Here is a 23,115-nt window from a genome sequence, read left to right on the forward strand (position 1 = left end):
CATGAAGCCTGAAGACAAAGATTTTCTCGCACAACTCTTTCGCGCAGCGATCGAAGCCGCGGCTCCCGAAAAGGCCTTAAGCACATATCTACCGACCCGACCCAAAGGAAAGACCGTCGTCATCGGCGCGGGCAAGGGCGCCGCGCAGCTTGCCGCGGCTTTCGAAAGGCTGTGGGATGGCCCACTGGAAGGGGTTGTGGTGACGCGTTATGGCTATTCGGCGGCCTGCCAGAGGATCCGTGTGCTGGAGGCTGCCCATCCCGTTCCGGATGTTGCAGGGCTTGAAGCGTCTCAATCGCTTTTCGAAGCTGTAAAGGGGCTTGGTGAGAATGATCTCGTCGTGGCGCTGATCTGTGGCGGCGGGTCCGCCCTGCTCCCAGCCCCGCCCGGCGATCTCACGCTGAAGGATGAAGCCGCTCTAAACAGCGCGCTGCTGGCGGGCGGTGCGCCGATTTCCGTCATGAACGCTATTCGCAAGCAGGTCTCCGGCATTAAGGGTGGGCGGCTCGCCGCCGCATGTCATCCTGCAAGGGTTGTGACGCTCGTTGTCTCCGATGTGCCTGGCGACGACCCGGCGCAGGTCGCCAGTGGACCGACCGTGCCGGATGCAAGCAATCGCAAAGAGGCGCGCGCACTGGTCAAGACATGGGGTGTCAAGCTGCCCGAGCGGATCCTGGCTTGGCTTGATGAAGACGTGGGCCAGCCGCCATCGCCTCATGACTCAGCCTTTGCCAGTCATGAGGTCCACATCATCGCTTCTGCACGCCTCTCACTGGAGGCTGCCGCGCAACGGTCGGAGGCGCTCGGCGTGCCCGCCGTCATTCTATCGGACTGCATAGAGGGGGAGGCACGCGACGTCGCGGGTGTTCACGCCGCTATCGCTCGCGAGGTCGCCAGCCGTGACCGCCCGTTCTTGCGTCCCGTCGTCATCCTCTCCGGCGGAGAAACGACGGTGACGATCAAGGGACGTGGCAAGGGTGGACGCAACACGGAGTTTTTGTTGTCGCTCGCGCTCGCAGGCGAAGGTGTGCCGTTTGCAGCACTTGCCGCCGATACGGATGGTATCGATGGCTCAGAGGACAATGCGGGGGCCTTTGCCGACGGCGCCAGCATGGGGCGCCTGCGGGAACTGGGGGCGGATCCTGCCGCACTGCTTGCCGGCAACGACGCCTGGACGGCGTTTCATCGTTTGGGCGACCTGTTCGTGCCCGGCCCGACAGGAACCAATGTCAATGACTTCAGGGCAATCCTGATCCGTTAGAGGTTGCCCGCGCCGCTTGTTGCAGCGCGGGCTGATGCGAGCTCAGCCCGGAACGGGTGCGTCCTCGCGCAATAGGCCCTGCCTCTTGAGATCCGCCCAGAACTCTGCCGGGATCGGATGGGAGAACCAGGCAAGGTTCTGGTCAAGCTGTTCGACCGTGCGCGTGCCCGCCATGAAAGAGGGTACGGCAGGATGGGCGAGCACGAATTGCAGTGCGGCGGCGGCCAGCGGCACGCCATGCGCCGCACAGACCACCTCGATTTTCGCGACCTTTTCCAGGATGTCGCGCGGCGCCGGCGCGTAATTGTACTTCGCCCCTTCCTTCGCGCCGGTGGCAAGGATTCCCGAATTGAAGCCGCCGCCCACGACGACCGCCGCGCCACGTGCCTCGCACAGCGGAAGGAACGCGTCGAGCGCGTCCTGTTCGAGGAGGGTGTAGCGGCCGGCCAGCAGGAAGCAGTCGAAATCGTGACGGCGGAGGGCCTCATGGCAGACCTGCCATTCGTTGACGCCGACGCCGATCGCCTTCACGACCTTTTCCGAGCGCAGCCGCTCCAGCGCGCGCCAGGCGCCGTCCATCGCCTGCTCGAACACTTCCGGCTGCTCGCTCCCGCGTGTGAAAACGTCGATGTCATGGATGAAACACATGTCCATCCGCTCCAACCCCAGCCGCTGCAGGCTGTCCTCGAAGGCGCGCATCGTGCCGTCGTAACTGTAGTCGAAATGCATGGTGAAGGGCGCAGCATTCGTCCACGGCGCAAAATCGATGGTGTCGCGCCGTGCCGGTCGCAGCAGGCGCCCGACCTTGGAGGAGAGGACGAAATCGTCTCGCTCCTTCCAGCGCAGGGCGTGGCTCGTGCGCAGTTCGGCAAGCCCGTGGCCATACATCGGCGCGGTGTCGAAGAACCGTACGCCGGCGGCCCATGCGCGTTCGAACATATCGCCGGCTGTGGCTTCGTCGATCTCGCGGAAAATGTTGCCGACGGGCGCGGTCCCAAAGCCGAACGTCGTGACGTCAAGTTCTGTTCGGCCGAATTTCCTCTTTTCGCCAGGGTGCATGCCTCTCCTCCATAAGTAACCAGTTGGTGAATAAATAAGCACGGACCAAACGCCTGTGCAAGCAGCTTTCTTCCCGGTCTCCGATTTTTCCGACTTGACGTCTTGAGACTGGGGAATGTATATAACCGGATAGTTACTAAGTGGGAGTCGAGGGCCATGTATCTCACTGAAACGCAGGAGCAGGTGCGAGAGATGGCGCGCGCCTTTGCCGACGAAATGATCCGGCCCGTGGCCGAGGAATTGGACCGCGAGGAACGCTTCCCGACGGCTCTTTACGACGAAATGGCAAAGCTCGGCCTATTCGGCATAGGCGTGCCGGAAGCCCTCGGCGGGCCGGGCTTCGACACGCTGACCTATGCCCTTGTGATGGAGGAGTTGAGCCGCGGATATGCTTCCGTCGCCGACCAGTGCGGCCTGGTCGAACTGATCTCAAGCCTGTTGGTGCGCCACGGCACTGAAAGCCAGCAGGCCCTGCTGCCGGAAATACTCGGCATGCGCTCGAAGGTCGCCTACTGCATCACCGAGCCGGAGGCGGGCACTGATGTTTCGGGCATCCGCACGACGGCCGAGCGCGACGGCGACGGCTGGCGTTTGAACGGCGGCAAGATCTGGATCCACAATGCGCCGGTGGCCGACTACGGTTTCGTGCTGGCGCGAACCGACAAGCAAGCCGGCAATCGCGGCATGTCGATCTTCATCGTCGACCTGCATGCGGCCGGCGTCGAGAAGGGGCCGAAGGAGCACAAGATGGGCCAGCGCGCCAGCCAGGTCGGCGCGCTGAACTTCACCGATGTGCGCCTTCGGGCAGATGCCCTGCTCGGCACCGAGGGGCGCGGTTTCCACATGATGATGTCGGTCCTCGACAAGGGGCGCGTCGGCATTGCGTCACTCGCCGTCGGTATCGCACAGGCCGGCCTGGAGGCCGCCCTCGACTATGCCGGGACGCGCAAACAGTTCGGCAAGGCGATCGCCGACTTCCAGGGCGTGCAATGGCTTCTGGCCGACATGGCGAAGGACATCGAGGCCGCACGCCTGCTCGTCCATTCTGCCGCTTCGAAAATCGACAGCGGCGCGGATGCGACCAAAGCCTGCTCCATCGCCAAGTGCTTTGCCGGCGACATGGCTGTACAGCGTACCGCCGATGCCGTGCAGGTCTTTGGCGGATCCGGCTATATCCGCGGCTTCGAGGTGGAGCGGCTCTACCGCGATGCAAAGATCACACAGATCTATGAAGGCACGAACCAGATCCAGCGCATGATCATCGCGCGCGAACTCCTGAAGAAAGGCGCTAGGGCATGAGCGCCGCGTCCGCCCGGCTGGTCGCGCTCGTCACCGGCTCCTCGCGCGGCATCGGCCTTGCCGTTGCTGAAGCTCTGGCGAAGGAAGGATTTGCGGTCGCCGTCAACGGGCCGGCTGAGGACGCCGAACTTGCCGCCGCGGTCGAGCGCGTCGCCGCCCATGGCGTCCCCGTCGTCGCCGCCGCGTTCGATGTCGCTGCGATCGGCGGTCACGGTGCGGCGATCGATGCGGTCGAGGAAAAGCTCGGGCCGCTTACCACGCTCGTCAACAATGCCGGTGTCGGCGTGCTCAAGCGCGGAGACATGATGGAGGTCTCCGAGGAGAGCTGGGACGGGTGTTTTGCCGTCAACACGAAGGCTATGTTCTTCCTGAGCCAGGCATTCGCGCGTCGTCTGCTTGCACGCGCGCGGCCGCCACTCTTCCATTCGATCGTCAATGTCACGTCTTCGAATGCGGTCGCGGTGGCGGAGCAGCGCTCGGAATACTGCGCCTCGAAGGCCGCCGCCGCCATGGTCTCCAAGACTCTCGCCGTCCGTCTCGGGCGCGAGAACATTGCCGTCTATGACGTCCAGCCGGGCCTGATTGCCACCGAGATGACCGCGCCGGTTATCGAGGCCTATCGCGAACGGGCCGCGCAGGGCCTCACGCTTTTCCCGCGTGTCGGCGAGCCTGAGGAGGTCGGTGCGCTGATTGCCTCGCTTGCGACTGGCAGGCTTCCGTACACAACCGGACTGTCGATCCCAGCCGATGCCGGCATGCTCGTCCCGCGCTTCTGAGGTTTTTCATGAAAATCGCCCTTCCCGATACCGCTGGCCGCCTTGCGCACTATGCCCTGACCGGAAAGCCAATCGCCGCCGCCACGCTTGGCAGGAACCCGGCGCGAACAGTCTACTCGGCCGCCCACGTCGTCGCCGATCCCTTCACTGCGAACGATCCGTCGGGTCGCGCCACGGTCGACTGGGCCAAGACGATGGAGTTTCGCCGCTATCTCGCCGGCCTCGGCCTCGGCATTGCCGAGGCGATGGATACGGCGCAGCGCGGCATGGGTCTCGACTGGCCGGGCGCACTGGAGCTGATCCGCCGCACCCGCGAGGAACTCCCGGATGCGGTGGTCGCCAATGGCTGCAGCACGGATCATCTCGACCCCGCGGCAGTGGCGAGTCTGGACGATGTGCGCCGGGCCTATCTGGAACAGGCGGAAGCCATTCAGAAGCTCGGCGGCCGCCTCATCCTCATGGCCTCCCGTGCTCTGGTGCGCGTCGCAAAAAAGCCGGAAGACTACGTCAAGATCTATTCCGATGTGCTCGCCGCCTGCGACCAGCCGGTGATCCTGCATTGGCTCGGCGATATGTTTGATCCGCAGCTTGCCGGCTATTGGGGCGACGCGGCGTTTGACCCCGCCATGCAGACGGCGCTCGCCGTCATCGAAGCGAACACGGCCAAGGTTGACGGCATCAAGATCTCCCTTCTCGACAAGGAAAAGGAGGCCGTCATGCGCCGTCGTCTGCCCGCCGGCGTGAAAATGTATACGGGCGACGACTTCAACTATCCGGAACTCATCGAAGGTGACAGCGAGGGCTTTTCGCACGCCCTTCTCGGCATCTTCGACCCGCTCGCGCCGGCCGCCGCCTATGCGGTGGAGCGGCTGGGCGACGGCGACAAGGCGGGCTTCCGTGCAACGCTCGACCCGACCGTGCCGCTCGCTCGCCTGATCTTCCGCGCGCCCACCCAATACTACAAGACCGGCGTCGTCTTCCTCGCCTGGCTGAACGGCTTCCAGGATCACTTCGTGATGCTGAACGGCGCCCAGGCGATGCGGCCGCTGCCGTATTTCGTCGAGGTGTTCCGTCAGGCGGACCAGTGCGGCCTGCTGCGCGATCCCAACCGCGCCGTCGAGCGCATGAAGAAGTTGCTCGCTGTTTACGGGGCGTAGGCGATGCGCGATTTCTCGACGGACCATTTGGCGCTCGCGCTCAACACCGCCAGCCTCGGACACAACTTGGATGGCCACGGTGCAGGCTGGTCACCGGAGCGGGTGATTGATGCGTGTGCTGCCCGTCGTTTCGGCTCGATCGTCTTCTGGCGCCGCGAAGTCGGTGCGCGGGCGAACGAGATTGGCGAGCGGGTGCGCTCGGCAGGCCTTTCCGTCGCCGGGCTTTGCCGCACACCGTTCCTTGTCGGTAGCGAAGCGATCGACAGGACAGCGGTTCTCGATGAGGCGAGGGCGTCCATCGATATGGCTGCCGGTCTGGGTGCCACTGTGCTGACGATTGTGGTGGGCGGCGTACATCCCGGCACCAAGGGCACTGCCGAGAGCTTGAAGATTGTCGCTGAACGTGTTGCCGACCTCGCACTCTATGCGGCGGACCGCAATGTCAAGCTGGCGCTGGAACCTCTCAATCCCGTCTACGCCGGGAACCGCTCCTGCCTGACGACCGTGCGTGACGCTGTCGATATCTGCGAGGCGGTTGATGCGCCGAACCTTGGCATTGCCGTTGACGTCTACCATGTCTGGTGGGACTGCGATCTTGACACCCAGTTGCAGCGCGCCGGCAAGGACAGGATTTTCGGCTATCACCTTTGCGATTGGCTTGCCGACACGCGCGACGTGCTGCTGGACCGCGGTATGATGGGCGACGGTGTTGCCGATCTCAAGACGATCCGCGCGAGTGTCGAAGGCACCGGCTACACCGGTCCCTGCGAGGTCGAGATTTTCTCCGCTAACAACTGGTGGAAGCGTGATCCCGGCGAGGTGCTTGACGTCATGGTCGAACGTTTCCACGCCCTCTGCTGACGAATTTTGGAGTCGAGCCATGAAGATCTTGGTCCCAGTCAAGCGCGTTGTTGATTACAACGTAAAGATCCGCGTGAAGGCGGATGGCTCCGGTGTCGAGCTTACGAATGTCAAGATGTCGATGAACCCGTTTGACGAGATTTCGGTTGAGGAAGCGCTACGCCTCAGGGAAGCCGGCAAGGCTGAGGAAGTGGTTGTGGTGTCGATCGGTCCTGCGAAAGCCGAAGAGACGCTGCGCACCGCGCTTGCCATGGGCGCCGATCGCGCCTTGCTGGTCGAGACGGACGACGCCGTCGAGCCGCTCGCCGTCGCCAAGATCCTCAAGGGTGTCACCGAGGCCGAACAGCCCGGCCTCGTCATCGTCGGCAAGCAGGCGATCGACGACGACAGCAGCCAGACCGGCCAGATGCTCTCGGCCCTTCTTGGTTGGGCGCAGGCGACGTTTGCTTCCAAGGTCGAGATCGACGACGGCAAGGCACCAGAGGGCACAGCCAGGGTGACGCGCGAAGTCGACGGTGGTCTCCAGACGATCGACGTGAAGCTTCCGGCCGTCGTTACGACCGACCTTCGCCTCAACGAGCCGCGTTATGCGTCGCTGCCGAACATCATGAAGGCCAAAAAAAAGCCGCTCGACAAGAAGACACCGGTCGACTTCGGCGTCGACACCGCCCCGCGCCTCAAGGTGCTGAAGACCCAGGAACCGTTCGGCCGCAAGGCAGGCGTCAAGGTTAAGTCGGTCGCCGAACTGGTTGAAAAGCTCAAGACCGAAGCCGGCGTGCTCTAAGGTGGGAAAGGGAGACTAAACCATGGCCATTCTTCTTCTGGCAGATCACGACAATGAAACCCTTTCCGACCAGACCGCAAAGGCGCTGACGGCCGCGTCGAAGATCGGTTCCGACGTGCATGTGCTCGTCGCCGGCTCCGGCGTCAAGGCTGCGGCCGATGCGGCTGCAAAACTCTCCGGCGTTTCCAAGGTGCTGCTTGCCGACGACGCCAGTCTTGCCAACAATCTCGCAGAACCGCTGGCGGCGCTCATCGTGTCGATCGCCGGCAATTACGATGCGGTCGTCTCGGCCGCGACCTCGGTCGGCAAAAACATCCTGCCGCGCGTTGCTGCGCTGCTCGATGTCGCGCAGATCTCGGAAATCGTCGAGGTCGTCTCTGCCGACACGTTCAAACGGCCGATCTATGCCGGCAATGCCATCCAGGTGGTGCAGTCGACTGACGCCAAGAAGGTGATCACCGTACGCTCGGCGTCCTTTTCCCACGCCTCCCAAGGCCCATCTGCTGTCGTCGAGGAAATCTCGACGGCAGCCTTTTCTTCAGAGCTTTCGACCTTTGTGTCGAACGCACTTTCGACCTCGGACCGACCGGAGCTGACCTCGGCGAAGATCATCATCTCCGGCGGTCGGGCGCTCGGCTCGTCGGAGAAATTCAAAGAAGTCATCCTTCCCGTTGCGGACAAGCTTGGCGCCGCCGTCGGTGCGTCGCGTGCGGCCGTCGATGCTGGCTATGCACCCAACGACTGGCAGGTCGGCCAGACCGGCAAGGTGGTCGCCCCGGACCTTTACATCGCCTGCGGCATCTCCGGGGCCATCCAGCATCTGGCCGGCATGAAGGATTCGAAGGTCATCGTCGCGATCAATAAGGACGAGGAGGCGCCTATTTTCCAAGTTGCCGACTACGGTCTCGTTGCGGATCTCTTCGAGGCCCTGCCGGAACTCGAAAAGGCGCTTTGAGGACTTAGCTGCTTCGATGACGATCGAACTCTCCGAACGCGAGAGCATGGAATTCGACGTCGTGATCGTCGGCGCGGGGCCTGCGGGCCTGTCGGCCGCGATCCGGTTGAAGCAGGTCAATCCTGATCTCACCGTCCTCGTGCTGGAAAAGGGCTCGGAAGTCGGCGCCCATATCCTGTCGGGCGCCGTTGTCGATCCCATCGGCATCGACCGCCTGCTGCCTGACTGGTGCGTGGACGATAGCCATCCGTTCAAGACCACGGTGACGGACGACCATTTCTTGCTGCTCGGCCCGGCCGGCTCGATCCGCCTGCCGAACTTCGCCATGCCGCCCTTGATGAACAATCATGGCAACTACATCGTATCGCTCGGCAATGTCTGTCGCTGACTGGCGACCAAGGCGGAAGAGCTCGGCGTCGAGATCTATCCCGGCTTTGCCGCAACCGAAGTGCTCTACAACGACGAGGGCGCGGTGATCGGTGTCGCCACCGGCGACCAGCACGGAAAGATGGTTAGTCCTCTGTTGCGATAGACCATCATCGGGTTACCTCGTTCCGAGAGTTCCCATTCTGTCAGCCCGAAATCCCCTTCGCTTTTCGACCGAAAAGCCAATCCAGAACCCCACAGCCATTCTCCGCCAATCACTGCCGGGACTGTGGTGGGCGATCAGGGAAAGAGTGAAGAGTCAGCGACGCTTTGAGGGGCGGTCCAACGCCAACGTGGACCAACGCGGCCAATTTTTTCTTCGTTGCACCAGATCCGCGCCTTCTGTCGGCCTTGTCGGGTCCGTGACACACAGTCTCTTTGTCGGATCCGTCACACACAGTCTTGTTTAGCCGATCCTTTGTCTTTGGCTAAATAGCTGTAAAGCAACCACAAAGTTTTTTCTTCAGCTCGATCAGCCAAATTGGCACGAGTTTTGTGTCTCTTCGTTGAGGAGTGGCGGCAGCAACTGCCGACCAGCATTGATGGCGCGGTTAGCCGCGATGGATGAAACAAGAAGGAGATCTGCGTCAGACCGCATTCTGTGGGAAGGGCGCATCGCCGTCCACCAGAAAGCGACGCTCGCATTCCAGTCGACCTCGGCTAGAGGATTCTCGTTGTCCGCTGTGATTGGCCAACACGTGGTTCGCTTAGGCCCTGATGGATGGCCCCCCTATGGAAGTCCTTGGCAACTGCGGTCGCCGGCGACCCCTCAGATTCTTCTGGAGAGACGATCATGTCCAAAGTGGCATTCATTTTCGGTACTCGTCCTGAGGCGATTAAATGCGCCCCAGTCATCAACGCAATGAAGCTCGACCGCAGGTTCGAGCCACTCGTTGTTTCCACGGGGCAGCATCGCGAGATGCTTGATATCACTTTACCGGAATTCGGTATTCGACCGGACATCGAACTAAACGTCATGCAACCTCGCCAGACCTTGTCGCAGGTCACACATCGAATACTGGAAATGCTCTCCGTGCAAATGGAACAATGGGGAATGGACGCGGTGATCGTTCATGGCGATACCGCGAGCACCCTGGCAGGCGCCCTGGCCGCCTTCCAGCACCGTATCCCCATCATCCATCTCGAGGCGGGCTTACGCAGCGGCAACATTGCATCACCATATCCAGAGGAGGCCAATCGGCGCCTCGTTGCCCAGATAACGGATCTCCACCTGGCGCCGACCATCCGGAGCAGCGAGAACCTTATCCGCGAAGGTGCCCGTGAGGATCGTATCACGGTCACCGGCAACACGGTCGTCGATGCACTTCATTGGGCGGCCGAAAATGCTCCCGCCTTCGCCGAGCCCGCACTTGCCGACCTCAAGAACGATACGCGGCGAATCGTGGTCGCCTCAGCACATCGACGCGAGTCGTGGGGTGCACCGATGCACGAGATCGCAAGAGCTCTGGTGCAGCTATCATCCCAGGAGAACGTGCGTGTCATCATCCCATTGCACAAGAACCTGGCAGTGCGCGAAGTCATGTTGCCCTATCTGAGCAACCAGGCGAATATTACGGTGGTGGATCCGCTACCGTACCGGAATTTCTGCAGCCTTATGCTGCGCTCGGACATCATCATCTCGGACAGCAGCGGCGCAGAGGAAGAAGGCCCTTCACTCGGCAAACCGACGCTTGTTTTAAGGGACATCACCGAGCGGCCGGAGGCTGTCGAAGCTGGCACAGCGCGCCTTGTGGGCCGCAGCACCGCCCGCATCGTGAGTGAAGCGACCCGACTGCTGCGCGATCCGGACGAATATTCACGAATGGCCCGGCCCGTGGACGCCTACGGCGATGGAAAGGCGACAACTCGGGTTATCGATGCAATCGCGAGATATTTCGCTGCACAGACGGCACGCGAGGCGCGGCTGGCCAGCTGATGGGCCCAGATGTCAGCGGCGTGGCGCGCACCGATCTTTGGATTTCGCTGCGATCCACGCCCTCCCACGAACACCACCATGTCCCTGTCGGACGGACCGGACCGGGCGACGATGGCAAGAGAGGAAGCTCATGGCTAGGCGTAACAACCGGCGAGATCTCAATTTCTCCAACGCTGTGGTTGACGCCGAACTGATTGAGGGCGCTTCGTCATTCGCACTTCACGGGCGCAATATCGTCTTCAACATCGGTGATACCGTCGTTGAGATCGCTGGTAAGCCTCGGCAAACAATCCAGCCATTTTCATCGACCACGCTCATCGACGCGGTCATCGAGAACGCACAGGCAATGATTGTGATCCGTGTTCTCGAGACAGTAGGCGCCAGGGCGAGCACTCTAGGGTGGCCGCGATATGCGGAGACGATCACCGACCCGACCGCGGAAATTCTCGGACTGCCGCTCTACCGCTCATCGCAGGACGACCTTATTGAAATTCGTCTGAGCGGTGCAGCGGCAATGCTTGCCGGGAACCCGGAGACCGACGGCATGACTTTTGCCGCGAAAGCCAATCTTTGGTTTGCTCCGGAAGCGACGGACTGCCTGATCCACAATCTGCATCCATTCATCGAGACCCATGTGCAGATCATGGGAGTGGGACGGATGCAGAAGTTTCAGACGCAGCAGCGGGAAACACTGACCGAAGAAATCCTGATGGCTCCGGGCTTCGCCCAGCCATTCTTCGATTGCACAAGCGATAGTATTGGCGGGTTTCTCTACCCATGGCATCAGTATTACGCGGATACGGATTGCATGTGGCTAGCTTTGGAGCTTCATCCGTTCGCTGGATCGCATGATTGACGTCGGCTCCATCCACAACGGAGGTTGACCACTGCATTATGAAAGGACGTCAGTCGGAGAATGGCCGTGGCAGAGAGGAAGGTGATCCAGTCGATCGATCGCGCCGTGGTTTGGGACAGCATCCATCTATAGCAGCTCAATGTGCACACGGTTCGCTACGGCGCCTGGGAAAGGAAAGGAAAATGTCGATCTGCTTTCGGCCGGGACATGAACGTTCGTTTGGAACATATCCGCTCAAGGGCGAGGATTTGGAGAAGGCATTTGCCGCTGCGTACGAGGTCGGCTATCGATCATTCGACACAGCTCAACTGTACGGAAACGAGGCCGACTTGGGCGCGGCCATCCGCCAGGCTAACGTCTCGACAGACGACCTTCTCATCACCACGAAAGTGCATCCCGAGAACTACACCGAGGAACAGTTCCTGAAATCGGTGGAGGCGAGTCTGAACGCTCTTGGCGTGTCGAAGGTCGCCCTTCTGCTCCTTCATTGGCCGGATCCGTCCGGGGACAATCGCAAGTCTCTCGCCCTACTTCAGGACGCGAAGCGTAAGGGAATCGCGACCGAGATCGGCGTCTCTAATTTCACGGCCTCAATGATGCGGGACGCGCAATCATTCACCAATGGCGAAATCGCGATCAACCAGGTTGAATTCCACCCGCTTCTCGATCAGTCAATTCTGCTCGACATGTCCTTTCAGACGGGCGTTCCGCTGGCTTCGTTCTCTTCGGTCGCGAGGGGGGAGGTTTTCAAATATCCGCAATTTGGCCAGATCGGCATAGCCTACGGAAAGTCGGCTGCGCAGGTGGTGTTGAGATGGATTCTGCAGAAAGGCGTCGCCGTCAATACAATGTCAACCAAGCCGGAAAACATGCGGTCGAACTTCGACGTCATGGATTTCGTTCTATCTAGCGTCGACATGAAGCGGATCGACGCTCTCACATGCACGAACTTCAGGTGCGTGGACAAGAACAAGGTGCCGTGGACGCCGGAATGGGATTGACCGATTGCATGAGTATGCCATGAGCAACCGCTCGCTGCTTCCTGTCTCTCTGCAAAATCTCCCTGCTCGGTCCCAAAGTTTTTTCTGCGTCATGAAGGTGGTCGAGACCGGCCGCTGTCATGCCGCCAGCATGGCGAACTGCTCGGCCAGGGAGGGATTTGGATTGAATGCGTACTTGCCTGTCGCTTGCGCATCATGTGAAGCATTTCGATCCCGGACAGGATGATGCTGGCGGTGGCCGGCGACTTGAAGGCCAGCATCGGCCGCACACGGCGATTGAATGCGCCGATGGTCCTGCTCGATCCTGTTGTTCAAGTATCGACTTTTCCTGATCGTGATCGGTTTCAGCCAGCGTACTGGGCACCACCGACAAGGGCTGATCAATGACTGTTCGCCGGGCCGGGCAATGTCGGCGAAACCATCAAGTCCGGCGACGGCAAGGTGCTTGGCCATTCCGACGTGGCAACTCTGGTCGCGGCCATGGTTGGTTTGGATCCGGCAACGTCGCCCACGGGGATCCGGCATCCAACCCAATGATGCGCGGTTTGGCGACGCCTAGCAGGTTGGAACCATCGCTGCGGCAATGCAGCAGTCCAAGATGCCGGAGGCGCGCTTACACCGCACCACCGGGGTCTTCGCCGGAGCCAAATGCAGAAAAATCCAGGCGCGTGCTGAAACATCGTGAGGAATTCGATTTGGATTATGTCAGCTGATAAAACGATCCGAATTCAAATTCGATCGATCAATCAGCGCCCTTCGCCGGGGGGCTGTCGGTCCGCATCGCGCCTGACGGTATGCCGGTGCTCCTACGGCCGCCCTGTTGGCGAGGGCTTTCGGGTCATCGCGCTGTCACGCTTCGGCTATCCGCCTTCCCCCTCATGCTCAGCCCTACTCGATGCGGTGGACGCCCCCCCAACGGCATCGCGATGTGCTGTCGTTTCCGACTCTGACACCCGCATCATCAATGGCATTCGCGACTTCGCTTTGGAGCTGATCCGCGAACACTATGTCGACTTCGGTCCAACGCTTGCCCACGAAGAGTGATCGAGCGGCATCAAATCGCCGTCAGCAGAGACGCTGCGCAAATGGATGACGGAGGCCGGGATCTGGACATCGGGCCGTGAACGCAAGCGCCGCGTGCACCAGCCGCGCGGACGGCGCGACTGTCTCGGCGAGATGGTGCAGATCGACGGCTCGCATCACTGGTGGTTCGAGAATCGTGGCCCCAAATGCGCCATGCTCGTCTTCATAGACGACGCGACCGGCAAGCTGCTGCATCTGCGCTTTGCGGGGTCGGAGAACACGTGCGACTATTTTCATGCCGCAAGGCGCTGGGGCAAGCCGCTTTCTTTCTACAGGGACAAGCATGGCGTCTTCCGGACGACACATGTTCGGAGAAGGATAGAAGCAGTGGCCTGACGCAGTTCGGCCGGGCTCTCTACGAGCTCAACATCCACATCATCTGCGCCAACTCCCCACAGGCAAAAGGTCGTGTTAAGCGCCCATCAGACGCTGCAGGACCGGCTTATGAAGGAACTGCGCCTTCGCGGCATCAACACCATCGAGGCGGCCAACGCCTTTGCGCCGGCATTCATGGCGGACTTTAACGCACGTTTTCGCAAAGAACCACGCAACCCGAAGGACATGCGCCGCCCCGATCACGAGAATCTGGTCGGCGCCATGTGCCGCAAGGAGGTCCGCACGCTGTCTCAGGCCCTGACACTGCGCTACGACAAGGTGCTGTTCATTCTCGATCCGACCGATACCGCGAGGCGACTTGCCCGCAAAAAGGTCGTCGTCTGCGACTACCCCGATGGTCGCCTCGAGGTCATGCACGACGGCATTGCCCTGCCTCCTGTCCCGCCATCCCGATGTCTGCCTGGATACGAACTGAGTGGCCGGATCGTGAACTCGGTGGACGAAGGTTTCGACCTTGCCCTTCGCGCGATGGGGCGCCGTGGCCCAGTGCCAGGCTGATGGCGCTTTACATCGCTTCGCGCGGTTTAGCTTAATCAAGCTGTTTGGAAAGGAGCCGAACCCAACAAGCTCACGATGATCCGTATGCGCCGTGATGATAGATCAGCGCCGGGCCTGGCTCTCCGCTCACCACCTGCCGGACGCTGCCGAGGATCAGCGCGTGGCTGTGGCGAATAATCGTGTCCTCGACCGTACAGTCGACCGCGGCGAGCGCGCTGTCGAGTGCCAATGCGCCGCTTGTAAGGCTAGACCAGCGGGCTCCCTCGTAACGCGCCGCCCCCCTCAGGTCACCGCGTCCGGCGAAACGGTCGGCAATCGCCATCTGGTCGGCACGCAGCACATTCACGCAGAAATGCCCATGCCGGCTGATGGCTGCCCAGGTAGACGAGTTCAGGTTGATGCTCACAACCATCACCTCTGGTTCGACCGATAGGGAATGGGCGGTAGTAACGGTTGCGCCCGTCCGTTCGTCGCCAACACCTGCGGTCACCACGGAGACAGCTCCGGCCAAGTGTCGCATCGCAAATTTCAGGGGAATCCGGGTTTCCACTGGGGGAACGCGTTCGGTCAGTGTCATCTGGATAGCCTTATCGTGTTTGCAGCTTCATGACACCTTGTGGCGCAACGCCGTTTGATATCCAAGCCATTCGTCGATTTCAGCGGCGATGCGCTCGGCATGCGCGGTGACTTCGGGAATTCCCATCAATTCGCCAACGCTGCCGCGCGCCAGTGGCCCGCTGACGAAAATCTGTCGGTCGGGCGCCCGGATGTGCCGACCGCACGGCCTTGACTGTCGGTCTCCAAAGCAAGACCAATCGGGTCGAGCCGGACCAATCCCATCCGCTCGAGCGCCGCAATCGCTGTGTTGGTCCGCAAGACATCGGCGTGCGCCGGTCCGGTCGTCACGATCACACTGTCGAAAGCATCGACAACGAGGCTGCGTTGGCCACGCAGCCGCTGCCGCACGCGAATGCATCCGTCTGCCTGTTCGGCGCCGACAATCGATGCGGCGCGATAGGCAAGCCTGCCCTCGGCAACGCGGCGATCGAGCACGGCCGCGATCTGTGGCGCGATGCGGAAGCGATGCACATCCCACAGCGCACGAAGATGACGCACCACGCGGCGCTGCTCGGCTAGCGGCAAGGCCTGCCAGATGGCCTGTCCCCGACGCCGGACGGCATCAAGCACCGGGTGCCAGTCCCCTGACGCTTGGCATCATCGTGGCCCGGATGCGCCTTCCTCACCACACACAGCCTTCTTCAATGTGCCCCGCGCAGATGCCAACATTTCTGCAACCAAACCGCGTACCTGGCACGCCGATAGGTTGCTGCGGCGGATTTTCGCTGTTCGCAGCTGAACAATACCTATCAACCTTGTCATCGCACCTAGTCGCACGTAGAGGCCGTTCGAATTCTCATCGCTCCGCGCGATGTTTGGTCCGTCTGCCCAGAAGAGCGGAGCAAGCCATTGACACCCACGAAGTTGCTGATTGGGCAGATCGCTGTCGTATTCGCAATTGTCATTCTTGGCGTGTGGACTGCAACCCAATGGTGCGCCTACATGCTCTCCTATCAGCCGCCACTCGGCGCGCCATGGTTTGTGACAGTCGGCTGGCCGATCTACCAGCCGTGGAAACTGTTCGAATGGTGGTTCCAATTTGACGCCTATGCGCCTGAAGTCTTCGACAAGGCTGGCATACTTGCCGGAGCCAGCGGGTTCCTGGGCTGTGCCGCCGCGATAGCTGGGTCCCTCTGGCGCGCACGGCAGCGGGGGTTGGTCACCACCTATGGGTCCTCACGATGGGCCATGAAGCTGGAGATCGAGAAGGCGGGGCTGTTTCAGCCGGCCGGCGTTTTCCTTGGCGGACTGAATTATCGCTATCTGCGCCATGACGGACCGGAACACGTCATGGCCTTTGCGCCGACACGTTCGGGCAAGGGCGTCGGACTCGTTGTTCCAACCCTTCTTTCCTGGACCGGCTCGGCCGTCATTCACGACATCAAAGGCGAGAACTGGCAGCTGACCTCTGGCTGGAGATCGAAGTTCTCGCACTGTCTCTTGTTCAATCCGACCGATCCGAGATCGGCGCGGTACAACCCGCTGCTGGAAGTGCGCAAAGGTCCGGATGAGGTCCGCGACGTTCAGAACATCGCCGACATTCTCGTCGATCCGGAAGGCGCGCTGGAGCGGCGGAACCATTGGGAGAAGACCAGTCATTCACTTCTAGTTGGCGCCATCTTGCACGTGCTCTACGCCGAAGAGGAAAAGACACTCGCCCGTGTCGCCACCTTCCTGTCGGACCCGCAACGCTCATTCGCTGCGACACTGCAGCGGATGATGACCACCAACCACCTCGGCACGGTGGACAAGCCCCAGGTCCATCCGGTCGTGGCCTCGGCGGCTCGTGAGGTGCTGAACAAGTCAGAGAACGAGCGCTCAGGCGTTCTCTCGACCGCCATGTCGTTTCTCGGGCTCTATCGTGATCCAACGGTGGCCGCGGCAACATCGGCCTGCGACTGGCGCATTGCCGACCTTGTGGATGCCGAGCGACCGATGTCGCTGTATCTGGTCGTGCCGCCGTCGGATATCTCGCGCACTAAGCCCCTGGTGCGATTGGTGCTCAATCAAATCGGCCGGCGGCTGACCGAGCGCCTGGAGGGCGATCCAAAGAAGAGCCGCAAGCATCAGCTCCTGATGATGCTGGATGAATTTCCGGCGCTCGGTCGGCTCGACTTCTTCGAGACTGCGCTCGCCTTCATGGCAGGCTACGGCATCCGCGCTTATCTGATAGCGCAATCGTTGAACCAAATCTCCAAGGCCTATGGCGAGAACAACGCCATTCTCGACAATTGCCATGTGCGGATTGCCTTTTCCTCAAATGACGAGCGCACGGCCAAACGCATCTCGGACGCGCTCGGTACCGCGACGGAACTCAGATCGATGCGTAACTATGCCGGCCATCGGTTGGCGCCCTGGTTGTCCCACGTCATGGTAAGCCGCCAAGAGACCGCTCGCCCCCTGCTGACGCCGGGTGAGGTGATGCAGTTGCCGCAGGCTGACGAACTAATCCTGGTTTCGGGATTGCCGCCGATTCGCGCCAAGAAGTTGCGTTATTACCAGGATCCGAATTTCACGGAGCGAGTGCTGCCTTCGCCGGTGCTGCGCGACGGTGCCTACCCGGATCGGCCCACGTCGCGCCCGGACGATTGGAGCGGACAGGTGCGCGGCGTGGATCGGCGTCTGGTTGGCGACGACGACAGTGCCGGCGCGGCAATCGAAGACGGAGGTGTCCAGCAGCAGCGCCATCCGGGCCTGCCCGAAGAACGGACCCTCGTCGCCCAGGAGCCTGATCATGGCGATCTGTTCACGCCCGCAGACGATGACTGCGAGACGCTCGCCGACAAGCGCGTCATGGATCGGATTTCCACCGCAGCACGTGCGTACGGCCTCAATGAGGGAATGGGCGACGACAAGGACATCGTGCCCGGCTTCTGAACGGCGCGCCATACGCGGGCGCATCTCAGCGTAGATAACGGCCGTAAGCGATTTCGAGGATCTCGACGATGCTCGTTCCCGTCGCCGGTGCATCAGCGCCGGTCAGAGGGAACAAGCAGCATGAAGCCCCACCGCATTCGTCATCAGTTTTTGCTTGGACCCGAGTTGAGCGAGAAGCTGGAGAACCTCAGCCGCAATCCATCGACCACCAAATCGGCCATTGTGGCGCACGCGGTCGAGGCCTTTATCAAGCGGCGTGGGGAGAATGAACTCGACCACCGCTACGGCAAGAGGCTCGACCGTCTTTCCCGTGACCTCGGACATGTCAGGCGCGATGTCGAGATGATCCTGGAGAGCCTGGCGCTCTTCATCCGCTTTTCGATCACGCTTCATGCTCACACGCCGGTGCCGGACAAGGCGACGCAAGCGATTGCCCAGGAGCGCTTCGAGAAGTTCGTCGAACAAGTCGGCCGCCAAATCGCTTCCGGGAAACGGTCACTTGGCACCGACGATCGCAGGGGAGGGGAAGGATGAGTTCTCATCCGGAAGCCGACCATCGCCGCCGCGCCATGCTGCGCACCGCCATGGGTCCGGCGATCACCGAAGCCCTTGCCGATCCGACCGTCATTGAGGTGATGGTCAATCCCGACGGTGCGCTGCGGCTCGACCGGTTGGGTGAAGGCCGGGTCGACACCGGCGTGCACATGCATCCTTCTGAGGCCGAACGCATCATCCGCCTGGTCGCCTCCCACGTGCGCGCCGAGGCGCATGCGGACAATCCGATTGTCAGCGCCGAATTGCCATCGGGCGAGCGCTTCGAGGGTCTGCTGCCGCCTGTCGTGCTGGGGCCATGCTTCGCCATCCGAAAGCCTGCGGCGAAACTCTACACGTTGGCCGACTATGTCGCCGACCGGGTCATGCTGCCGCTGCAGGCCGATGCGCTGAAGAAGGCGGTCCGCGAGCGGGGCAACATCCTGGTCGCCGGCGGCACGTCGTCGGGCAAGACAACACTTGCCAATGCGCTGCTGGCACAAGCCGCCGATTGCGACGAGCGGGTGATCCTGATCGAGGACACGCGCGAACTGCAATGCGCGGCGAAGGATTGCGTTGCCTTGAGGACGAGGCGGGGGTCGGTCACGCTCGCCGATCTCGTGCGCTCGACCCTGCGGCTCAGACCCGACCGCATCATCGTGGGCGAAGTCAGGGGCGCGGAAGCCCTGGACATGCTGAAGGCATGGAACACCGGGCATCCCGGCGGCATCGCAACGGTTCACGCCAATTCGGCGCGCTCCGCTCTCTACCGTATCGAGCAGCTCGCCCAGGAAGCCGTCGTCACCGTTCCCCGCCGCCTCATCGCTGATGCGGTAGATCTGATCGTCTTCATCGCTGGGCGCGGATCCTCGCGCCGCATTGACGCGATCGCTGAGGTCACCGGTCTCGACAGCAGCGGTGATTACGCCGTCACCCCGCTCACGCTTCCGCAACTCCAGCAGTTTTGAAAGGTCACCTCATGCTCAAGAAGCTTCGCTTCCTTTCGTCCACCGCGCTCGCGTTTCTTCTCACCGTCCCGGCCCACGCAGCGGGCTCCGGCATGCCTTGGGAACAGCCGCTGCAGCAGATCCTTGAGTCGGTCCAGGGACCGGTCGCCAAGATCGTCGCGGTGATCATCATCATCACCACCGGCCTGACCCTTGCTTTCGGCGACACGGCAGGCGGTTTTCGCCGGCTGATCCAGATTGTCTTCGGCCTGTCGATCGCCTTCGCGGCATCGAGCTTCTTTCTCTCCTTCTTCTCCTTCGGCGGCGGGGCACTCGTCTGATGGCCACCGGAGAGCAGCATATCGAGGGTTTCGAAGTCCCCGTTCACAGGGCATTGACTGAGCCGATCCTGCTGGGCGGCGCGCCGCGAGCGGTGGCGATCCTCAACGGCACGGTGGCCGCGGCAATAGGCCTTGGCCTGCAGCAGTGGATCGCCGGACTGGCGCTCTGGATCGCCGGCCACACCCTCGCGGTCTTTGCCGCTCGCCGCGATCCGGACTTCGCCAGCGTGCTTGTCCGTCATCTTCGCCTGAAGGGGTGGCTTGCATGCTGAACCTTTCGGAGTATCGCGGCAAAGCCGATCGGCTTGCCGATCATCTGCCCTGGGCCGCTTTGGTCGCGCCCGGCATCGTGCTCAATAAAGACAGTAGCTTCCAGCGAACCTTCCGGTTCCGTGGCCCCGACCTTGAAAGCGCGACCGAAGCCGAGTTGGTCGGCATCTGCGCACGAGCTAACAATGCGCTACGAAGGTTGGGCTCCGGATGGGGGTTGTTTTTCGAGGCCGAGCGCGTTGAAGCGCTGGGCTATCCGAGCTCGGCTTTTCCCGATGCTGCCTCATGGCTGGTCGATGAGGAACGGCGCGCGGCCTTCGAGGGCAAGGTCGCGCACTTCGAGAGTCGCTATCATCTGACCTTGGTCTTCATGCCGGCGCCAGATGGCCAGGCGCGGGCGGAAAGCGCACTGGTCGACTCGCATCACTCGGGAGGGGCTAGAGACTGGCGCCAGGAGCTGGCGTGGTTTCGCGACGAGACCGACCGCGTCCTGGATTTGCTGTCCGGCTTCATGCCGGAAGTGCGCGCCCTCGATGATGCCGAGACGCTAACCTATCTGCACGGCACAATCTCGACCTACCGCCATCCGGTCGCCATGCCGGAAACGCCAATGTATCTCGACGGTGTTCTGGTTGACGCGCCGCTTACCGGCGGTCTGGAGCCGATGCTGGGTGAGCAGCATCTGTGCACCCTCACCGTTCTTGGTTTCCCGAACGTCACCCGGCCAGGGATCCTCGACGCGCTCAACCATCAGGATTTCGCCTACCGCTGGATGACGCGCTTCATCCCGCTCGACAAGACGGAAGCCACAAAGACACTGACCCGGTTGCGCCGTCAGTGGTTTGCCAAGCGCAAATCGGTCGCAGCTATCCTGCGCGAGGTCGTGACCAACGAACCCGTCCCTCTCGTCGATAGTGACGCCGACAACAAGGCGCTCGATGCGGATGCCGCCCTTCAGGCATTGGGCGGCGATCACGTCGGCTTCGGCTATCTCACCACAACGGTGACGGTATGGGACCAGGACCGGCAGGCCGCCGCGGAAAAGCTCCGAGCGGTTGAGCGCATAGTCAATGGGCTCGGCTTCACCACGATCCGTGAAAGCATCAACGCGGTCGAGGCGTGGCTCGGCTCGTTGCCCGGTCATGTCTACGCTAACGTTCGCCAGCCGCTCGTTCACACGCTGAATCTTGCCCATGTCATGCCGCTGTCGTCGGCGTGGGCCGGTCCGGTGGACAACGAGCATCTCGCCAACGTGACTGGGACCGAATCCCCGCCGCTTCTCTTCGCAGAGACCAACGGGTCGACACCGTTTCGGCTTTCCACCCACGTCGGCGATGTCGGCCACATGCTGGTCGTTGGGCCGACCGGTGCCGGCAAGTCGGTTCTGCTCGCGCTAGTCGCTCTGCAGTTTCGACGCTATGCCGGGGCGCAGGTCTATGTCTTCGACAAGGGCAATTCGGCTCGTGCGGCAACACTGGCCATGGGCGGAGAACACCACGCGCTGGGCGCGGATGGTGCGCTTGCCTTCCAGCCACTGAGCAATATCGGCGACCAGACTACTCGCAGCTGGGCGGCGGAATGGATCGCCGGCCTCGTTGCCCATGAGAATGTCAGCGTTACGCCGGAGGTAAAGGAGGCGATCTGGTCGGCACTCATCAGCCTTGCGACTGCGCCGGTGCAGGAACGCACGCTGACGGGCCTGTCGGTTCTGCTTCAGTCCAATGGGCTCAAGGCCGCGTTGATGCCCTACACGCTCGACGGTCCCTTCGGCCGGCTGCTCGATGCCGATGAAGATCGGCTGGCTTTGTCGGATGTGCAGTGTTTCGAGACCGAAGAGCTGATGCACAGCCAAGGCGCTGTGCTCCCGGTGCTCACCTATCTGTTCCATCGTCTCGAGGAGCGGTTCGACGGACGGCCGACGCTGCTGATGCTCGACGAGGCGTGGGTCTATCTCGACAACCCTCTCTTTGCCGCCCGCATCCGCGAATGGCTGAAGGTGCTGCGAAAGAAGAACGTCTCCGTCATTTTCGCCACGCAGTCACTTGCAGACATCGCTGCCTCGTCGATCGCGCCGGCAATCATCGAGAGCTGCCCACAGCGCATTTTTCTTCCCAATGACCGTGCCGTGGAACCGCAGGTGCGGGCAGCCTATGAGTGCTTCGGCCTGAACGAGCGGCAAATCGAATTGGTCGCCCGTGCCACACCGAAGCGCCAGTATTATCTGCAGTCGCGCCGCGGCAACCGCCTCTTCGAGCTCGGGCTCGGCCCGATCGCTCTTGCGCTCTGCGGCGCCTCTGATCCGGCCACGCAGACCCTGATCGACAAGGTGCTGTCAGAGCACGGACAGGAGGGCTTTGCCGCCCGGTTTCTGATTGCGCGCGGCCTCGATTGGGCTGCCGAGCTTCTCCAGCAATTCCCTCAACCAGACAAGGAGCAATCGTCATGATGCGGCGCCGCCTTCTCACCAGCCTGATCACCGTTTCCCTGATCGCAAAACCAATGGCCGACTACGTCCAGCCGGCCCACGCCCTGATCGTGTTCGATCCGTCGAATTATGCGCAGAACGTGCTGACAGCGGCACGTTCCCTGGAGCAGATAAACAACCAGATCCAGTCGCTTCAGAACCAGGCGACGATGCTGCAGAACATGGCGCGGCACCTTCAGCGCCTGGATTTTTCTTCCGTGGGCCAGCTCACAGGTTCGCTCCAACGGATCGACGGCCTGATGACCCAGGCCAGCGGCCTGAGCTTCGATCTCGACAAGCTTCAGAACCAGTGGCGTGTGCAATATCCGGAAAGCTACGACGCCACAATCGAGGTCAACGATGTGGCGAGCGCCGCGCGCGAGCGCTGGCAAAACGCCATGCAGGCGTTCCGCCAAACCATGAGCGCGCAGTCGCAGATCGTGGAGAACGTGCGGGCCGACGGCGACCTGCTTACCGATCTCGTCAACCGCAGTCAGGGCGCGGCAGGTGCCCTTGAGGCAAGCCAGGCCACCAATCAGCTGATCGCGCTTTCGACCAAGCAGCAGATGCAGATCCAGACGCTGCTCGCGACCCAGTTCCGGGCTGAAGCCGAAGATGCTGCCCGCAAGGCGCAGTCTGAGGAAGCCGCCCGCGAGACGACGAAGCGTTTCCTGGGCACCGGTACGGCCTATCCCGGCAACTGATCAGCAGTCTTCAAG

Annotated in this window: 20 protein-coding genes and 3 pseudogenes; 19 read left to right on the top strand and 4 right to left on the bottom strand. The window is 61.8% G+C overall.

Annotation, left to right across the window (positions count from 1 at the left end; all coding sequences use genetic code 11):
• The first annotated feature begins 1 nt into the window (after position 1).
• Positions 2-1,261 (top strand): glycerate kinase type-2 family protein, encoded by a 1,260-nt coding sequence (locus NKI24_RS19335; protein ID WP_352747461.1) that lies wholly within the window; start codon positions 2-4, stop codon positions 1,259-1,261.
• A 42-nt stretch (positions 1,262-1,303) separates the two neighbouring features.
• Here NKI24_RS19335 and NKI24_RS19340 read toward each other — a convergent pair whose 3' ends face one another.
• Positions 1,304-2,320, bottom strand: coding sequence for an aldo/keto reductase (locus NKI24_RS19340; protein ID WP_352747463.1), 1,017 nt, complete (start codon positions 2,318-2,320; stop codon positions 1,304-1,306).
• Positions 2,321-2,476: 156 nt separating this feature from the next.
• On the opposite strand from NKI24_RS19340, the gene NKI24_RS19345 reads away from it, so the two are divergent.
• The 10 genes and pseudogenes from NKI24_RS19345 (at position 2,477) to NKI24_RS19390 (ending at position 12,371) form a co-directional block, all read left to right on the top strand.
• Entirely contained in the window at positions 2,477-3,619 is a 1,143-nt protein-coding gene (locus tag NKI24_RS19345) for an acyl-CoA dehydrogenase family protein (RefSeq protein WP_352642349.1), read from the top strand.
• Positions 3,616-4,395 (top strand): 3-ketoacyl-ACP reductase, encoded by a 780-nt coding sequence (locus tag NKI24_RS19350; protein WP_352747466.1) that lies wholly within the window; start codon positions 3,616-3,618, stop codon positions 4,393-4,395. The genes NKI24_RS19345 and NKI24_RS19350 overlap by 4 nt, the downstream gene beginning before the upstream one ends.
• An 8-nt stretch (positions 4,396-4,403) precedes the next feature.
• Positions 4,404-5,552 carry a dihydrodipicolinate synthase family protein gene (locus tag NKI24_RS19355; protein ID WP_352747467.1) on the top strand — a complete coding sequence of 383 codons (1,149 nt, stop codon included), beginning with the start codon at positions 4,404-4,406 and terminating at the stop codon, positions 5,550-5,552.
• Between the two features lie 3 nt (positions 5,553-5,555).
• Positions 5,556-6,413: a sugar phosphate isomerase/epimerase family protein gene (locus tag NKI24_RS19360; protein WP_352496364.1), complete on the top strand. Its 858-nt coding sequence runs from the start codon at positions 5,556-5,558 to the stop codon at positions 6,411-6,413.
• A gap of 19 nt (positions 6,414-6,432) precedes the next feature.
• Positions 6,433-7,197, top strand: a complete 765-nt coding sequence (locus NKI24_RS19365) for an electron transfer flavoprotein subunit beta/FixA family protein (protein ID WP_352496365.1) — start codon at positions 6,433-6,435, stop codon at positions 7,195-7,197.
• Positions 7,198-7,219: 22 nt separating this feature from the next.
• Positions 7,220-8,152: an electron transfer flavoprotein subunit alpha/FixB family protein gene (locus NKI24_RS19370; RefSeq protein ID WP_352747470.1), complete on the top strand. Its 933-nt coding sequence runs from the start codon at positions 7,220-7,222 to the stop codon at positions 8,150-8,152.
• Positions 8,153-8,168: 16 nt separating this feature from the next.
• Positions 8,169-8,648: pseudogene (locus NKI24_RS19375) on the top strand (NAD(P)/FAD-dependent oxidoreductase); the annotation flags it as partial.
• 723 nt (positions 8,649-9,371) lie between these two features.
• Entirely contained in the window at positions 9,372-10,514 is a 1,143-nt protein-coding gene (gene wecB, locus NKI24_RS19380; RefSeq protein WP_352642338.1) for a non-hydrolyzing UDP-N-acetylglucosamine 2-epimerase, read from the top strand.
• Positions 10,515-10,644: 130 nt separating this feature from the next.
• Entirely contained in the window at positions 10,645-11,370 is a 726-nt protein-coding gene (locus tag NKI24_RS19385; RefSeq protein ID WP_352517354.1) for a hypothetical protein, read from the top strand.
• Positions 11,371-11,552: 182 nt separating this feature from the next.
• Complete coding sequence (locus NKI24_RS19390; protein WP_352578190.1) at positions 11,553-12,371, top strand: aldo/keto reductase; 819 nt, start codon at positions 11,553-11,555, stop codon at positions 12,369-12,371.
• A 117-nt stretch (positions 12,372-12,488) separates the two neighbouring features.
• Here NKI24_RS19390 and NKI24_RS19395 read toward each other — a convergent pair.
• Positions 12,489-12,716 (bottom strand): annotated as a pseudogene (locus NKI24_RS19395) (DDE-type integrase/transposase/recombinase); the annotation flags it as partial.
• A 627-nt stretch (positions 12,717-13,343) separates the two neighbouring features.
• Here NKI24_RS19395 and NKI24_RS19400 point away from each other — a divergent pair.
• Positions 13,344-14,225 (top strand): annotated as a pseudogene (locus tag NKI24_RS19400) (ISNCY family transposase); the annotation flags it as partial.
• Between the two features lie 193 nt (positions 14,226-14,418).
• On the opposite strand, the gene NKI24_RS19405 reads toward NKI24_RS19400, so the two are convergent.
• A complete protein-coding gene (locus tag NKI24_RS19405) occupies positions 14,419-14,925 on the bottom strand; it encodes a flavin reductase family protein (RefSeq protein ID WP_352578191.1) in 507 nt (168 codons plus the stop codon).
• 125 nt (positions 14,926-15,050) lie between these two features.
• The gene (locus tag NKI24_RS19410) at positions 15,051-15,536 is read right to left on the bottom strand and encodes an FAD/NAD(P)-binding protein (protein WP_352747474.1); all 486 of its coding nucleotides are present in this window, start codon (positions 15,534-15,536) and stop codon (positions 15,051-15,053) included.
• 279 nt (positions 15,537-15,815) lie between these two features.
• Between NKI24_RS19410 and NKI24_RS19415 the strand changes: the two genes are divergently transcribed.
• From NKI24_RS19415 to trbJ, 7 genes are all read left to right on the top strand, one after another.
• Positions 15,816-17,843 (top strand): conjugal transfer protein TraG, encoded by a 2,028-nt coding sequence (locus NKI24_RS19415; RefSeq protein ID WP_031213044.1) that lies wholly within the window; start codon positions 15,816-15,818, stop codon positions 17,841-17,843.
• Positions 17,844-17,963: 120 nt separating this feature from the next.
• Positions 17,964-18,377, top strand: a complete 414-nt coding sequence (locus tag NKI24_RS19420; RefSeq protein ID WP_352747477.1) for a CopG family transcriptional regulator — start codon at positions 17,964-17,966, stop codon at positions 18,375-18,377.
• Positions 18,374-19,342, top strand: a complete 969-nt coding sequence (gene trbB / locus NKI24_RS19425) for a P-type conjugative transfer ATPase TrbB (RefSeq protein WP_352747480.1) — start codon at positions 18,374-18,376, stop codon at positions 19,340-19,342. Before NKI24_RS19420 ends, trbB begins: the two co-directional genes overlap by 4 nt.
• Before the next feature lie 11 nt (positions 19,343-19,353).
• Positions 19,354-19,662 carry a TrbC/VirB2 family type IV secretion system protein gene (locus NKI24_RS19430; protein WP_023680310.1) on the top strand — a complete coding sequence of 103 codons (309 nt, stop codon included), beginning with the start codon at positions 19,354-19,356 and terminating at the stop codon, positions 19,660-19,662.
• A complete protein-coding gene (locus NKI24_RS19435; RefSeq protein WP_023680309.1) occupies positions 19,662-19,934 on the top strand; it encodes a VirB3 family type IV secretion system protein in 273 nt (90 codons plus the stop codon). Before NKI24_RS19430 ends, NKI24_RS19435 begins: the two co-directional genes overlap by 1 nt.
• Positions 19,928-22,378 carry a conjugal transfer protein TrbE gene (trbE, locus tag NKI24_RS19440; RefSeq protein ID WP_352747482.1) on the top strand — a complete coding sequence of 817 codons (2,451 nt, stop codon included), beginning with the start codon at positions 19,928-19,930 and terminating at the stop codon, positions 22,376-22,378. Before NKI24_RS19435 ends, trbE begins: the two co-directional genes overlap by 7 nt.
• Positions 22,375-23,100 carry a P-type conjugative transfer protein TrbJ gene (gene trbJ, locus NKI24_RS19445; RefSeq protein WP_352473678.1) on the top strand — a complete coding sequence of 242 codons (726 nt, stop codon included), beginning with the start codon at positions 22,375-22,377 and terminating at the stop codon, positions 23,098-23,100. The genes trbE and trbJ overlap by 4 nt, the downstream gene beginning before the upstream one ends.
• Positions 23,101-23,115: the final 15 nt, after the last annotated feature.

This window comes from Mesorhizobium sp. M0701, assembly GCF_040320365.1.
Taxonomy (GTDB): Bacteria; Pseudomonadota; Alphaproteobacteria; order Rhizobiales; family Rhizobiaceae; genus Mesorhizobium.

Bases quoted from the DNA above. Each gene is read 5' to 3' on its own strand.
- NKI24_RS19335 (WP_352747461.1), top strand. From the start codon at position 2: ATGAAGCCTGAAGACAAAGATTTTCTCGCACAACTCTTTCGCGCAGCG.
- NKI24_RS19340 (WP_352747463.1), bottom strand. From the start codon at position 2,320: ATGCACCCTGGCGAAAAGAGGAAATTCGGCCGAACAGAACTTGACGTC.
- NKI24_RS19345 (WP_352642349.1), top strand. From the start codon at position 2,477: ATGTATCTCACTGAAACGCAGGAGCAGGTGCGAGAGATGGCGCGCGCC.
- NKI24_RS19350 (WP_352747466.1), top strand. From the start codon at position 3,616: ATGAGCGCCGCGTCCGCCCGGCTGGTCGCGCTCGTCACCGGCTCCTCG.
- NKI24_RS19355 (WP_352747467.1), top strand. From the start codon at position 4,404: ATGAAAATCGCCCTTCCCGATACCGCTGGCCGCCTTGCGCACTATGCC.
- NKI24_RS19360 (WP_352496364.1), top strand. From the start codon at position 5,556: ATGCGCGATTTCTCGACGGACCATTTGGCGCTCGCGCTCAACACCGCC.
- NKI24_RS19365 (WP_352496365.1), top strand. From the start codon at position 6,433: ATGAAGATCTTGGTCCCAGTCAAGCGCGTTGTTGATTACAACGTAAAG.
- NKI24_RS19370 (WP_352747470.1), top strand. From the start codon at position 7,220: ATGGCCATTCTTCTTCTGGCAGATCACGACAATGAAACCCTTTCCGAC.
- wecB (WP_352642338.1), top strand. From the start codon at position 9,372: ATGTCCAAAGTGGCATTCATTTTCGGTACTCGTCCTGAGGCGATTAAA.
- NKI24_RS19385 (WP_352517354.1), top strand. From the start codon at position 10,645: ATGGCTAGGCGTAACAACCGGCGAGATCTCAATTTCTCCAACGCTGTG.
- NKI24_RS19390 (WP_352578190.1), top strand. From the start codon at position 11,553: ATGTCGATCTGCTTTCGGCCGGGACATGAACGTTCGTTTGGAACATAT.
- NKI24_RS19405 (WP_352578191.1), bottom strand. From the start codon at position 14,925: ATGACACTGACCGAACGCGTTCCCCCAGTGGAAACCCGGATTCCCCTG.
- NKI24_RS19420 (WP_352747477.1), top strand. From the start codon at position 17,964: ATGAAGCCCCACCGCATTCGTCATCAGTTTTTGCTTGGACCCGAGTTG.
- trbB (WP_352747480.1), top strand. From the start codon at position 18,374: ATGAGTTCTCATCCGGAAGCCGACCATCGCCGCCGCGCCATGCTGCGC.
- NKI24_RS19430 (WP_023680310.1), top strand. From the start codon at position 19,354: ATGCTCAAGAAGCTTCGCTTCCTTTCGTCCACCGCGCTCGCGTTTCTT.
- NKI24_RS19435 (WP_023680309.1), top strand. From the start codon at position 19,662: ATGGCCACCGGAGAGCAGCATATCGAGGGTTTCGAAGTCCCCGTTCAC.
- trbE (WP_352747482.1), top strand. From the start codon at position 19,928: ATGCTGAACCTTTCGGAGTATCGCGGCAAAGCCGATCGGCTTGCCGAT.
- trbJ (WP_352473678.1), top strand. From the start codon at position 22,375: ATGATGCGGCGCCGCCTTCTCACCAGCCTGATCACCGTTTCCCTGATC.